This is a genomic window from Agromyces marinus, from assembly GCF_021442325.1.
Classification (GTDB): Bacteria; Actinomycetota; Actinomycetes; order Actinomycetales; family Microbacteriaceae; genus Agromyces; species Agromyces marinus.
The window spans coordinates 3,084,188-3,096,939 of the sequence record NZ_CP087879.1; the positions used below are offsets into that span (position 1 = coordinate 3,084,188).

Below are 12,752 nucleotides of genomic sequence, written 5' to 3' on the forward strand. Positions count from 1 at the left end.
GCAGAGTGCGGACCGTGTGCGAATTGCGTCAATGGTATGTCAAGCGACTTCCGGCCGGTCCGATGGCCGCGAGGTCGGCGTCGGCGTCGTGCCCGGGGCCGGCACGCTGCTCGCGCGCCATCGCACCGAGGCAGATGCCGGCGATGACGAACGGGATCGACACCTGCGCGGCCACCCAGAACAGGTCGAACTGCGCCTGCACGATCCGGCTCAGCACGACCGCGACCGCCAAGGTGCCGAATCGCGGGTCGACGTGCCAGAGCACGAGCAGGATGCCGATCCACATCACGATGAACGCCGCGAGGCCGAGGACGCCCGCGCTCGCCAGTACCTCGAGCTCGCCCTGCGGCGGTTGGTAGCCCAGGTTCCCGGGCTCGCGCCAATAGCGCAGGCCGTGCCCGAAGATCGGCGACTCGCGCCAGTAGTGGTAGACCTCGCGGAACCAGTCGAGTCGCTGGAACACCGAGTTGTGCTGGTTCTGCGACTGGACCTGCTCGACCACCATCGTGACGATCAGCCAGGCGGCCGGAATGAGGAGGAGCAGGACGAGGATGCGCGAGCGCCTCGACGTGCTGCGCCGGATGACCGCGATCATGATGGCCGCCATGAGGCCGATCAGCGCCTGCCGAGACTGCGACGCGACCACGCCGGCGACGAGCAGCCAGAACGCGAGCCGGGACCATCCCTTCGTCCACCCGACCCAATCGGGGTTCAGGTACGCGACGATCGCCGCGAACGCGAACACCGTGCCGACGAAGTTCTTGTGCATCGGGAACGGCCAGGTGGGCGAGGCCGGCCCGAAGTCGCCGATCGCGTAGCCGGCGACGGCGTCGACGAGGGTGATCACGGCGATCGCGCACGCGGTGAACACGAGCACCGAGAGCGCCGTCCGCGCGTAGCCGGCAGCCCCGAGCGCCCACCCGACGATCAACGCACCCGACACGAGCAACCAGGCGTGGAACCATTCGAACGTGTTGGCGAGGTACGGGTTGACGATGACGGTGAGCAGCGTCGCGAACTGGTACAGCAGGTTCAGCCAGAGCAGTTGCCGGAGCGGCCTGCTGTACGGTCGCTGCCCCAGGAGCAGTGCCGTACCGAAGGCGGCTGCGAGTGCGGCGTCGGAGACCGAGAGGTCGGTGCCGCCGATCCCGATCCGCTGCGGGATCATCAGACCGGGCATGGCGAAGAGCGCGATCGCGAGTGGTTTCGATGCGGTCAGCGAAGCGGCGATCACGAATGCCGCGATCACGATGGCGAGCATCGCGCCGCCCACCGCGCCCCGGTCGAGCAGGAAGTACGTCGCCGTGACCGCCGCGAAGGCGTAGAGGAACCAACGCCACGCACCGGACCACCATTCGACGGTCCGGAGACGCCGGATCACCCGGCGCTCGCTCGTCGAACTCATGCTCCGGTCCTTCGTGAGATTGGCTTCAGTATCGCAGGTGACTGCGCCGAGCCACCACGAGGTTCTCCATCGTCATCCCGCGTATCGTGGCGCCCAACGAGGCGCCGGCGATCGATTCGCCGAAGCCGGCTCAGCTCCACCCCGTGCGGCGGAGTGCCGCCGCCGCCGCGTGGAGGATCCGGTCGGGCACGACGCGCCTCGCGGTTCGGCCGAGCACAGTCCACGGGTGCGCCTCCTGTCCGACACGGTATACATGCCCGTCATGTGCCTTGGACAGCTGGTCCGAAAGCAGGTCCAGCAGAACCGTTGGATCGGAGAGTCCGGGCAGTCGATCGGACACCGATGGTGCGTGAACGGCGTCCTGGCCAGTGAACGTGAGGCAGCGCTCGATCAGGTCCTTCCGAAGGCTCAGGTGCTTCTCCGGGTTCGCCACAGGGTCATCGGGTGAGAACCACGCGAGAGCATCGCCGAAGTCCGCGGCCGCGGCCGAATGCACGAGCTCTTCGAGGCCTCGGAAGCGGTGGTGCTGATATGTGCCGCCGTTGGTCACGAGGAGCGCCGGGGTACCCACGGCCAGCGATGGCAGGACCGAGTGAAGGCGGGATGCGACCACAGAACTGGCGGATTGATAGAAGTACAGGAAGAGCTCCGCCAGGGCGAATCTGCGTTCGACGGTCATATCGGGATCGTGCGCCACCGAGAGCTCCATGACCGGGCGAGCGGTCCGCCGCCGCAGCTCAGCCACCTGGTCGGGCGAGAGGTCGACCGCGAGGACGAAATCGTGGCGGGGCACCTTCGCATCACGTTGAAGCGTCAGGGTCATGCATCCCGAGAAGTAGGAGTCCACGCCGATCGACTGCAGGTACTCGCGCGTGGAGTGGTCGCGGGCCCCGACGGGACCGAAGGTCGCGAAGAACTCACGGCTCTCGGGTGAACCGACGCGCTCTCGCACGGTGGCATCCGACACCTCGAAGTACATCGAGACGAGCAGGGGGGTGAGATTCGGCGGAGGCGGCCAGGCGCCGCCCCACATCCACCAGCCGTTCAGGATGGCGTCGACACCCTCAGGCACCTTCGCCAGCCCTTCGGGCAAGGCGTCGCGGTCGAGGTAATGATCGACTCGCGGAAGGAACTGGCGAGCCGCCACGCTCTGGATCTCGTCGCCGATGTTCGCGGTGCGATACGAGAGAAGGCCGAAGCTTCGTTCCGCTGTGGCCTGCGCCATGAAGCAACCTCCCTCAGAGCACGCCGGGCAGAACCATCGTGACTGCCACCGAATCTACCAGCGGGTCACGGTGACACGGCGCTTCGGTTCGGGTCCGAGAGCGCCCGACGCAACCGCTCGGCGGCCCGGCCGGAACGACGCGCAGGCGTCGGATTCCATCGCGCCTGGCGAAGCGCCGCGCCGGCTCCGAACGCCAGCCCGACCGCCACGACCGCAAGGCGCTCCAAACGTCGCCGCAGGCCGGTCACGCGACGCACGCCGCGAAACTGCCCGACGATCCAGCTGCGGAGACGGCGGCTACGCCAGCCTTCGTACCTCGCCAGCAGGACGAAGTGATTGCGCCTGCCGTAGAGCTTGTAGCGGGTGTCGAAGCGGGCGCCCTTGACGTGCGGGGCCGGCCGGTGGTCGACGATCGCGTCAGGCAGGAAGACCGAACGACCACCGAGCTGCTTCACCCGAAGGAAGATGTCGGTGTCTTCCCGAAGGGCAGTCCCCGGGTAATCGTCGCGGAAGCCTCCGAGCTCGCAGAGCACCTCTCGGGTGAAGGCCATGTTCGCCCCGATGCCGTGATCGACCTCGCACGGTTCACGGCGCAGGGCGGCGAAGCCGTCCGTCAGTGATCCGTCGGTGAGCAGACGGCCGATCTCGCGGGGATACTCCTCTTCGCCGGGAAGGCCGTTGCACGTCCTCCCCACGGTGGCATCCGCGCCGCTGTCCTTGAAGCCGCGGAGCAGCGCGGGCCCCCACCCGCCTCGGACCGTGACATCGTCATCGAGGAACGCGATGACCTCACCACGGACCGACAGCAGCCCCCGGTTCCTCGACCTCGTCATGTGACCTGCAAGTTCCGGGGCATGCACGTAGCGCAGCGGGATCCCACCTGACTCCGGCGAGGAAGCGACGCGGGATGCATCCACCACCACGATCTCGTCGATCGACTCGGGCGCAGCCGCGAGTGCATCCAGACACCGCTGCAGGAACTCCGCCCGCTCATACGTCACGATGCACACCGAGAGCGTGAGTGATGGCATCGACGCTCCTCGTGACGGCCGGCAGTGCGTCAAGTATCCCCGACCGGGCTGGAATCGCGGCATCGTGGATGCGTGGGTCCCACGCTGCGCACGCGAGCGTTCATCGCGCTGCTCGGTGCCTGAGTCCCTTCGAGGAGGATCTCGGGCGTACCCGCTCCGCTAGATTGACGGAGTGCTCGCGTTCATCACGTCGCTGCGGCATCCGCGCAACAGCGCCGACTACCGCGCGGTGGAGGCGTTGCTCGCTGATTCCCTGAACTCCGTGCGTCGCCAGGAGCACCCTGACCACCGCATCTGGGTCGTCGGCAACCGCCGCCCGGCCAACCTCCCCGACGACGTGAACTGGGTGGGCGTCGACTTCGCTCCCCCGAGCGAGCTGCGCGGTCCGCAGACCGGGCGCGAGGCGGTCCTGCTCGACAAGGGCACGAAGCTCGCGATCGGCCTCGTCGCGGCGTCGGCCGAGCGCCCCGATCACGTCATGCTGTTCGACGCCGACGACGCGGTGTCGAAGCGGCTCGCCGGGCTGTCGGCTCATGCGCCCGAAGCCGACGGCTGGCGCGTGGTCGACGGCTGGCGATGGTCGAGCGAGCGTCGGTCGATCCGGCGGCAGCCGGAGCTCCACCGCCACTGCGGCACGGCGTTCGTCGTGCGACGCGAGCTCTACGACGTGCCCGACGGACTCGGCACCGACGCGAGCCAGGAGGAACTCCAGGAGGCGTTCGGCGACCGCCTCTCGCGGCACATCGGATCGCACAGGTACCTGAGCGACGACCTCGCGGCGGACGGGCATCCGCTTCGCCCGGTCGAGTTCCCGGCCGTGCTCTACCGCGTCGGTACGGGAGAGAACCATTCCGGGGTCTCGCTCGGCGGGTTCGGGCGACCGATCGGCCGGACGGTGGCATCCGAGTTCGGCGTGCCCGCGACGCGACTCACTCCTGCCGGGCTGTTCCGATCAGTGCTTCCGAGCCGCCGGGCGCTCGAGCGGGTGCGAGGCCTCAGGTCGATCGTGGGCGGCTCGGGTCGCGGCGACGCCGTCCGCCGCGCCTGATCAGTCGAGTTCGCCGAGCTCCACGAGGCGTGCGAAGTCGGCGTTCGTCGCGCGGACGTCGTCGAACGTTCCCTCCGCGTCGACGCGTCCGCCCTTGAGGAACACCAGGGTGTCGGCATGCCGCACGGTCGAGAGCCGGTGCGCGACGATGAGGATCGTCAGCGAGCCCTGCAGCGCACCGAGCGTCTGGGCGATCTCGTGCTCGGTGACGTTGTCGAGCGCCGAGGTCGCCTCGTCGAGCACCAGGACGCGCGGACGACGGTAGAGCGCGCGCGCGAGGCCTATGCGTTGACGTTGGCCGCCGGACAGGCGCACACCGCGCTCGCCCACCACCGTCTCGAGTCCCTCCGGAAGGTCGGCGACGAGCGCCTCGAGCTGCGCCATCCGGATGACCTCGTGCACCCGGTCGAGCTCGATGTCCTCAGCGGGGACCCCGAACGCGATGTTCGTCGTCAGGGTGGAGTTCAGGAGGAACACGTCCTGCGGCACGACGCCGAGCTCGGCGTACCAGCTCGCGGGGTCGGCGGCGATCGAGCGGCCGCCGACCAGCACCTCTCCCTCGGTCGGCTGGAGGAGGCCGAGCACGATGTCGAGCAGGGTGCTCTTGCCCGCGCCGCTCGAGCCGACGAATGCCGTCGTGCGATTCTCGCGGAGCTCCAACGAGATCCCCTGCAAGACGTGCTCGTCGGTGTCGGGGTAGTGGAAGCCGAGGTCGCGCAGCACGATGTCGCCGGAGAACCGTTCGGTGCTCCGCGGACGCTCGTCGTGCACCCCGCCGGCCGCGAGCTCGTCGACGGCCTTGGAGATGATGTCGAGGCCCGCGCGCCCGGTGCGGATGGTCGCGAGGCCGGCTCCGATCCGGTTGAGGCCCGGGAGCGCGCGAAGGGATGCCGCGGCGAACACGCCGAGCACGGTCAGCGCCTCGGCGGGCGTGCCTGTGGTGAAGAGGATGATCGAGATGCCGAGGATCGCGACGACGAACCCGATCTCGAGGAGGTACCTGGGCGCATCGGAGAGGATCCCCATGACCCGCGCCGCCCTCGCGCGGCGCAGCCGCGCGGCGCGGAAGCCGTCGATGAAGGCGTTGGCGCTCGAGGTCAGGCGCGCTTCGCGGAAGCCGTCGAGCCCCGGGAGGAGGAACTGCCACGCCTCCAGGCCGGCAGCGGCAACCTCTTCACCGAGGCGGTATTGGCGTCGCCGGAGCAGCATCTGGACGCCGAACACGAGCACGCCGAAGAGCACGACGGCGAAGATCGTGACCGTGACCGAGGTCAACAGGAGCACGACCACGATGCCGAGGAGCACGACGATGTCGGAGACGAGACTGACGACGTTGAGCAGCACGGCCGCCGCCTGGCCGGTGGCGTCGTTGATGTTGCGGTAGATCTCGCTGATCCGTCGCGAACGGTGATCGGCGTACGGTGCGAGCGCGTAGCGTCGCGCGAGCTCGGCGGCGGAGAGCGCGGAGATCTTCGTGGTCCTGCCGAGCAGCCACCAGCGGAAGAGGATCGCACCGATGCTCTTCACGATGAACACGATGGTGATGATCCCCGCCATGACCGGGATGATCGAGGAGATCTCGGTCGTTCCGAGCGCATCGGAGATCGACTGGGTGAACCAGTTGTCGGTTTCGCCGGAGAAGAGCTGGGTGAGCGGCACCATCGCGGCGACGCCGAGCGTGTCGAGCGCAGCGAGGACCAGCGAGGCGCCGATCGTGCCGAACACCCAACGCTTCGGGTCGGCGCCGGCCATGTCGAGCATCACGCGCAGCTGCGCCGTGAGGCTCCGCTCGCGCGCGATTCGTGCCATGGTCTCCTCCGCACCTCGCCCACGATCTCGGACGGGCGGGCCCTCCGCATCCTATCTTCGACCGCGCATGCGACCGAGAACGGGGATGCGGCGGACGGCGCGCGGCGCGAGGTCGCCGGTCAGGTGCGCTCGAGCACCGCCGCGATGACGGAGGTGAGCCGCGCGATGTGCGCATCGCGCCGGAACCGATCGCCCCACTCCCGAACCCGATCGGGATCGAGCCCGCGCGCGGCGCGGATCGCGTCGGCGAGGTCGCCGACGGTGGCGGATACCGCGTGCGCGCCGCTCACGCCGGGACGCACGGTCTCGAGGTATCCGCCCGCAGCGATGGTCGCGGCCGGCGTGCCCTCGAGGGCGGCTTCGAGCACCGTGAGGCCGAAGTCCTCGCGACCGGCGCCGAGCACCACGGCTGCGTGCCTGTAGACCCAGCAGAGCTCGGCATCGGTCACCCGACCGAGCCCGTGCACGCCCGACTCCGGGGCGTCGACGGCGTCGGACCCGGCGCCGACGACGACGATCGCGAGCCCCGCGTCGCGGGCGGCATCGACGGCGAGCGGCACGTTCTTGTATCCGCGGTCGCGCGCGACCACCACGGCGAACTCGGCGGGCAGGTCGCGCGCCGGCGCCGCGGCATCCGTCGCCACCGGCTCGACCGGCGGGTGCACGACGGTCGAGTCGAGGTCGTAGGCGGCCCGGATGCGCTCGCGCGTCACCTCGGAGTTCGCGACGATCGCGGTCGCGCGGGCCATCGCCTCGCGGTCGCCGCGACGCAGGATCGGGGTGCTCGCGGCGAGCCCGGCACGACGTGCGGCACTGAGTCGAAGGCGGTAGTCGTCGGCCGCGTAGAGCCAGCGGGCCGGGCTGTGCACGTAGACGACGTGCGGCATCTCGTAGCGGAAGCGGTGCGCCCAGCCGCTCGACGACGCAAGCGCGACGTCGCCGCCCGCGACCGTCGTGCGTGCGGCGATCGCCGGCAGGGCCGGCAGCATCCGCTCGACCTGACCGGACAGGGCGCTGGGAATCGAGGCACGGACGTCCATGCCCGCGAACGCGGCGAACGTCGACTCCGGGCGGTACGCGAGCGTCACGACCCGGTGGGCGTCGAACCCCGTGATCCACTCGGCGACGACGCGCTCGGCGCCGCCGACCTGCACGAGGTAGTCGTGCGCGAGGACGAGATCGGTCACGCCCGCTCCCCCCGCGCTCGCGCGAGGCGAGCCGCGCCGCGCGATGCGGACCGGGCGGCGCGTCGGACCGCGGCCACCGTCTCCCGGCCGCGGGCCGCCGCGCGCCAGGACATCGGGATGCCGATGCGCTCCTCGTAGAGCTCGACGATCGCCCGCGAGCTGGGCTGCGACCTCGGCTGCATCGTCCGGCCGAGGGCCTCGCGCAGGTACGCCTCCGGCCATCGCGGGTCGTCGGGGACGTCGAAGACGCCTCGGTAGTGGTCGAGCTCGCCGAGCACGTCGAGGGTCAGCATGGTGCGCCGGCACTTCCAGCACGTCGAGCAGTTCGTGCCGTCCGTCGACTCGGTGCAGACGTCGAGCCGATCGTACGAGTGCGGCACGCGAGCAACCAGCGCGGTCTTCTGCGCGCGGTCCAGGTCGGTGCCCGACGGCTGCAGGAGCAGCGACCCGCAGGAGAGCGCTGGGAGGAGGAGCGGATCGGCGTAGGAGAGGTCGTAGATCGGGGTGCTCGCGACATCCGGGTAGGGCACCGACGATGCGTACAGGAAGCGGCGGATGCCGCCCGCGAGCAGGTGGGCGACGGCGGCATTGCGCATCGTGTGCGTCTGCTGGAATCCGAGCCCCGGCGCGGTGTAGAGGTCGTCGAGATTGGAGTCCACATCGAGGAGAGGCAGTCCGATGGTCGACGCTCCGTCGCGGATCGACGCCAGGCGACGTCGGTAGAGCTCGCGTCCGCGGTCGCCGCGGCCGTGCGAACCGACGTTGTTGTAGACGAGGTGCGTGAGTCGCAGTGCATCCGGGACGTCGGGTGCGAAGTGGTGGCGGGCCAGCGTCGCGTAGGAATCCACCCCCGCGGAGTAGGCGGTGACCACCGCGTGCCCCGCCGACTCCAGCGGATGCGCGAGGTCATGGGCCTCGAAGCGGATGCCGGCGAGCTCAGGCCGCACACCGCGAAGGATCGCGGGGACGTCGTGTCGGAGGTTCCAGACGAGCTCGTCGGTGACCGGTCCCTCGACGACGAGGTCGCGGCGGAGCCGCATCGCGGGCATGAGCACCGCAAGCACCGCGGCATCCGCTCTCGAACTCACGAACGCCGACGCCGACTCCGGCAGTGAGAACCACAGGCGATCCACGCCGTCGACACCGCCGAGACCGACCTCGTAGGTGATCCGCCCGCCGCCCGCCGTCACGACCGGCTCCCCGACGACGATGGTCATCTGTGCTAGCTCCCGACGGCACCGGCGTCGGTCACGCCGACATCCGCTCGGCTGAAGTTCTGGAACGACCGCGACGCGGTCGGGCCGCGCTGCCCCTGGTACCTGCTCGCGTAGGCCGGCGACCCGTACGGCCGTTCGCTCGGCGACGACAGGCGGAAGAAGCAGAGCTGACCGATCTTCATGCCCGGCCAGAGCTTGATGGGCAGCGTCGCGACGTTGCTCAACTCGAGCGTGACGTGGCCGGTGAAGCCGGGATCGATGAACCCTGCCGTCGAGTGCGTGAGCAGGCCGAGGCGGCCCAGTGAACTCTTGCCCTCGAGCCGGGCCGCGACGTCGTCGGGCAGCGTCACCGCCTCGAACGTCGACGCGAGCACGAATTCGCCGGGGTGGAGGATGAACGCCTCGTCAGGGCGCACGTCGATCAGGTGCGTGAGCTCGGGCTGGTCTTCGGCCGGATCGATGAAGGGGTACTTGTGGTTGTCGAACAGCCGGAAGTACCGGTCGAGGCGCACGTCGATCGACGACGGCTGGATCATCGCGGGGTCGTACGGGTCGAGCCGGATGCGCTCACGATCGAGTTCGGCCCTGATGTCGCGATCCGAGAGCAGCATGCCCTCAGCGTACCGAGGCCTCAGAGGTTCGCGACGAGGTAGGCCCTCGCCCGCTCGCGCTCGGCGTCGAGCACGCGGTTGACCCGGTCCCAGTCGGGCGCGAACACGCGCTCGTCGATGCCGGCGGCGGATGCGTCGGCACGATGGTGCTCGAGGCCGAACACGCCGAGCAGCGACTCGAACCGCGCCGCTCCGCGCCTGGCGTTCGCGTGCACGACGAACGGCCGGTTGAACAGGATCGAGAAGACGCAGCCGTGGTACGAATCGGTCACGACGAAGTCGGCTGAGGCGATGCTCGCCAGCCAGTGCTCGACCGAGGGCCGGTCGAATCGGGCGCGGTCGGCGGCGTACTCGGCGTAGGAACGCGGGGCCTGCGTCGGCAGGAGCTCCATCGGGGGCGCCCCGACCCGCTCGGCGATCGCCCGCTCCGCGCGGAGCATGTCGTCGGTCGCGTCGAGCCGGTAGATCAGGGTTCGGCCGGCAGCCGGCGCCGTGGCCGGCGCCGTGGTCGTCCGGGATCGCGCGATGAGCCCCCGGTAGTGATCGGGCGTGAGGAGCATGGTCGGGTCGAGGTGGCGTTCGGCTCGCACGCCGAACTCCTCGGCGCAGATGCGGATGCCGGACTCCTCGCGCACCGAGATCGCGTCGAACCGGCGGATCAACTCGGTCGCTCGCGCACGCTCGGCCTCGCTGTACTCGTCGATGTCGTCGCGCCCGAACGACGCGGCGTAGGAGATCCGGCGCGGCCGGTCGCCGTGGAACTCCTCGATGACCTCGAGGAACTCCTCGGGGATCTCCGCGTAGGCCGCGCGCCACACCTGGTCGCTGCCGACGACGAACGTGTCGAACCGGCGCGCGAGCCGGGCGCGCCCGCGCGCCGTGTCGGCTCGCTTCACCGCCGACGGTGTCGAGAGGTGTCGCCTGACGAAACGCTGCTGCGGTGCCAGCACCTCGCGCGGTGCTCGCCAGCCCCAGTCGACGCGCGCGGGAAGCAGCATCCGCACCGCCCGTCGCACCGCCCAGACGCGATGCAGTGCCCGCCGCCGAAGGGGAACGGGGTCATCGGTGTCGACGAACGCACGATGACCGAGGTCTCGGATGGCGCGCTGCAGGGCGTACGCCTGGATGATGCCGCCGTAGTTGGTGTGGAGGGGCAACGTCTTGATCAGTACCCTTCGAGACACGGGGTCGACGGTATCAGCGCGGGGCCCGCCGAGAAGGGGGCCGCATGACGCACGGCATCGAACGGGTCGTCGAACGAGGCATGTGCATCGGGTGCGGCGCCTGCTCGGTCCGGACGTCGGGCGCGATCCCGGTCACCATCGGGCGCCACGGCGTCTACGAGGCCCGGCTCGACGGGGTCGACGAGGCAGCGGTGCGCACCGCCAGCCGCGTGTGCCCCTTCTCGGACGACGCGAAGAACGAGGACGTCCTCGCCCGCGAGCGATTCCCCGACCTGCCGAAGGACGACCGCCTCGGTGCCCACCTCGAGATCGTCGCCGGGCGCCGCACCTCGGAGCAGGAGATCGTCGGCAGCAGCTCGGGCGGCCTGACCTCGCTGCTGCTCGAGGAGCTGCTGCGCGCCGGGCTCGTCGACGGCGTGCTGCACGTCGGGCGTTCCCCCGGCGATCCACGGTTCTCGTACACCGTGTCGACCGCGCCCGAGGAGATCGAGCAGAACCGGAAGTCCATGTACTCGGCGACGACGCTCGCCGACGTCGTCGCCGGCATCCGTGGCGACGGCCGGACCTACGCGGTGGTCGGCGTGCCGTGCTTCATCAAGGCGCTCCGCCTGCTCTCGGACGAGCTCCCCGACCTCGGCGCGCAGTTCGGGGTGTATGTCGGCCTCGTCTGCGGCCACCTCAAGTCGACGTTCTTCGCCGAATCGCTCGCGTGGCAGGCCGGCGTGCCGCCGACCGAGCTCGATCGGATCGACTTCCGGGTCAAGAACACGGATCGCTACGCCTGGGACTACGACTACGACGCCGTGAACGCCGACGGCACGCACCACCTGCGGCGATCGGCCGACACGATCGACGGCGGGTGGGGCTTCGGCGCGTTCCAGCCCGAGGCCTGCAACTTCTGCGACGACGTCTTCGCCGAGGGGGCGGATGTCGCCTTCGCCGACGCATGGCTGGGCCGGTACGCCGCCGACTGGCGGGGCACCAACGCGGTGGTCATCCGCGACGAGCGCGTGCGGCACCTGCTGCGGTCGGCCGCGGAGCGCGGCGACGTGGAGCTCGAACCATTGTCCGTCGAGGATGCCGCACGGTCGCAGGCCGGCGGCTTCCGGCATCGCCGCGCCGGCCTCTCGCTGCGGCTCGCCGACGACCTCGCCGCCGGGCTCAGCGTGCCCGTGAAGCGCGTCGAGCCCGACCGCTCCGCGGTCTCGAGGAGGCGCGCCGCCGTGCTTCGGCAGCGGCGCCGCATCTCGCGACTCTCGCTCGTGACGTTCGCGGACGCGCGCGAGGCGGGAGACTACGAGCGCTACGCGGGGCCGATGCGGCGAGCCATCCGTCGGTATCGGATGCTCGACGCGTGGTCGCAGGGAGCGAAGGCGCTGGCTCGCCACGTCGCGCGGCCGGTCGTGCACCGGGCGCGACGGATGCTTCGGCGGTAGCCCCACCGGCTCCTCGACGGGTGCGAATGGGGTGGTCGCGCTTGCTATGCTGACTGCGTCGCACCCGGAGTCTTCGACGCCGCGGATGCCACGCGCCGATGTAGTTCAATGGTAGAACTTCTGCTTCCCAAGCAGACAGCGCGGGTTCGATTCCCGTCATCGGCTCTGATCAGGGGTTTCTCCCGGTTCCCAGACCGCGACTTTCGATCGCAAACGGCCTTCGTAGTCACTTGACGGTCACAAGTTCCGAGCCGAGCGCCGCCGAGCTCCATCTGGTAGTCGATGTCGCGCTAACCGATGAAGAGCGGGGGCTGCAGGGAGATGTGACGAGCGCTCACGCAGGCACGGTACTTGCCGGCGCGGACCAGGCGTCGCGAGCACCGGTGCCGTGCGCAGAGCCGCTTCACCGCTCAATGCGGCATTCGACAGCCCGACCAAGTCGGTGGCCGCGAGCGCTGCGACGATGCCCGCTACGGCCGGGCGGGTGGGCGTCTGAGGCCGTGCACTTCCCCGGGTCGCGTGCCGGTCGACGTGCGGCGCTCGGCCGCCGGATGACGTGCCTCTGCCCTGCGCCAGAGTGCCGTCCCCCGCTGCCCCGC

General features: G+C 70.1%; 10 protein-coding genes and 1 tRNA gene. 3 read left to right on the plus strand and 8 right to left on the minus strand.

The window, feature by feature from the left end; genetic code table 11:
• Positions 1–28 precede the first annotated feature (28 nt).
• The 3 genes from DSM26151_RS14560 to DSM26151_RS14570 all read right to left on the minus strand — a co-directional run bounded on the left by DSM26151_RS14560 (position 29) and on the right by DSM26151_RS14570 (position 3,640).
• Positions 29–1,405: an O-antigen ligase family protein gene (locus DSM26151_RS14560; protein ID WP_234660240.1), complete on the minus strand. Its 1,377-nt coding sequence runs from the start codon at positions 1,403–1,405 to the stop codon at positions 29–31.
• Between the two features lie 130 nt (positions 1,406–1,535).
• Complete coding sequence (locus DSM26151_RS14565; RefSeq protein WP_234660241.1) at positions 1,536–2,630, minus strand: polysaccharide pyruvyl transferase family protein; 1,095 nt, start codon at positions 2,628–2,630, stop codon at positions 1,536–1,538.
• A 65-nt stretch (positions 2,631–2,695) separates the two neighbouring features.
• Complete coding sequence (locus DSM26151_RS14570) at positions 2,696–3,640, minus strand: glycosyltransferase family 2 protein (RefSeq protein WP_234660242.1); 945 nt, start codon at positions 3,638–3,640, stop codon at positions 2,696–2,698.
• Between the two features lie 193 nt (positions 3,641–3,833).
• Here DSM26151_RS14570 and DSM26151_RS14575 point away from each other — a divergent pair, with 193 nt between their 5' ends.
• Entirely contained in the window at positions 3,834–4,709 is an 876-nt protein-coding gene (locus tag DSM26151_RS14575; protein WP_234660243.1) for a glycosyltransferase family 2 protein, read from the plus strand.
• Here the strand turns inward: DSM26151_RS14575 and DSM26151_RS14580 are convergent, their stop codons facing one another.
• From DSM26151_RS14580 to DSM26151_RS14600, 5 genes are all read right to left on the minus strand, one after another.
• Positions 4,710–6,518: an ABC transporter ATP-binding protein gene (locus DSM26151_RS14580; RefSeq protein ID WP_234660244.1), complete on the minus strand. Its 1,809-nt coding sequence runs from the start codon at positions 6,516–6,518 to the stop codon at positions 4,710–4,712. It lies immediately after the preceding gene.
• A gap of 119 nt (positions 6,519–6,637) precedes the next feature.
• Positions 6,638–7,705, minus strand: coding sequence for a glycosyltransferase (locus DSM26151_RS14585; protein ID WP_234660245.1), 1,068 nt, complete (start codon positions 7,703–7,705; stop codon positions 6,638–6,640).
• Positions 7,702–8,922: a hypothetical protein gene (locus DSM26151_RS14590; protein ID WP_234660246.1), complete on the minus strand. Its 1,221-nt coding sequence runs from the start codon at positions 8,920–8,922 to the stop codon at positions 7,702–7,704. Before DSM26151_RS14590 ends, DSM26151_RS14585 begins: the two co-directional genes overlap by 4 nt.
• Positions 8,923–8,927: 5 nt before the next feature.
• Complete coding sequence (gene dcd / locus DSM26151_RS14595; protein WP_234660247.1) at positions 8,928–9,533, minus strand: dCTP deaminase; 606 nt, start codon at positions 9,531–9,533, stop codon at positions 8,928–8,930.
• A gap of 20 nt (positions 9,534–9,553) precedes the next feature.
• A complete protein-coding gene (locus tag DSM26151_RS14600; protein ID WP_234660248.1) occupies positions 9,554–10,717 on the minus strand; it encodes a polysaccharide pyruvyl transferase family protein in 1,164 nt (387 codons plus the stop codon).
• A 44-nt stretch (positions 10,718–10,761) separates the two neighbouring features.
• Here DSM26151_RS14600 and DSM26151_RS14605 point away from each other — a divergent pair, with 44 nt between their 5' ends.
• Together DSM26151_RS14605 and DSM26151_RS14610 are read left to right on the plus strand one after the other, a co-directional pair.
• Complete coding sequence (locus DSM26151_RS14605) at positions 10,762–12,153, plus strand: Coenzyme F420 hydrogenase/dehydrogenase, beta subunit C-terminal domain (RefSeq protein ID WP_234660249.1); 1,392 nt, start codon at positions 10,762–10,764, stop codon at positions 12,151–12,153.
• Positions 12,154–12,247: 94 nt separating this feature from the next.
• A tRNA-Gly gene (locus DSM26151_RS14610) sits at positions 12,248–12,318 on the plus strand.
• Positions 12,319–12,752: the final 434 nt, after the last annotated feature.

Coding starts and splice junctions, on each gene's coding strand:
- DSM26151_RS14560 (WP_234660240.1), bottom strand. CDS start 1,405: ATGAGTTCGACGAGCGAGCGCCGGGTGATCCGGCGTCTCCGGACCGTC.
- DSM26151_RS14565 (WP_234660241.1), bottom strand. CDS start 2,630: ATGGCGCAGGCCACAGCGGAACGAAGCTTCGGCCTTCTCTCGTATCGC.
- DSM26151_RS14580 (WP_234660244.1), bottom strand. CDS start 6,518: ATGGCACGAATCGCGCGCGAGCGGAGCCTCACGGCGCAGCTGCGCGTG.
- DSM26151_RS14590 (WP_234660246.1), bottom strand. CDS start 8,922: ATGACCATCGTCGTCGGGGAGCCGGTCGTGACGGCGGGCGGCGGGCGG.
- dcd (WP_234660247.1), bottom strand. CDS start 9,533: ATGCTGCTCTCGGATCGCGACATCAGGGCCGAACTCGATCGTGAGCGC.
- DSM26151_RS14605 (WP_234660249.1), top strand. CDS start 10,762: ATGACGCACGGCATCGAACGGGTCGTCGAACGAGGCATGTGCATCGGG.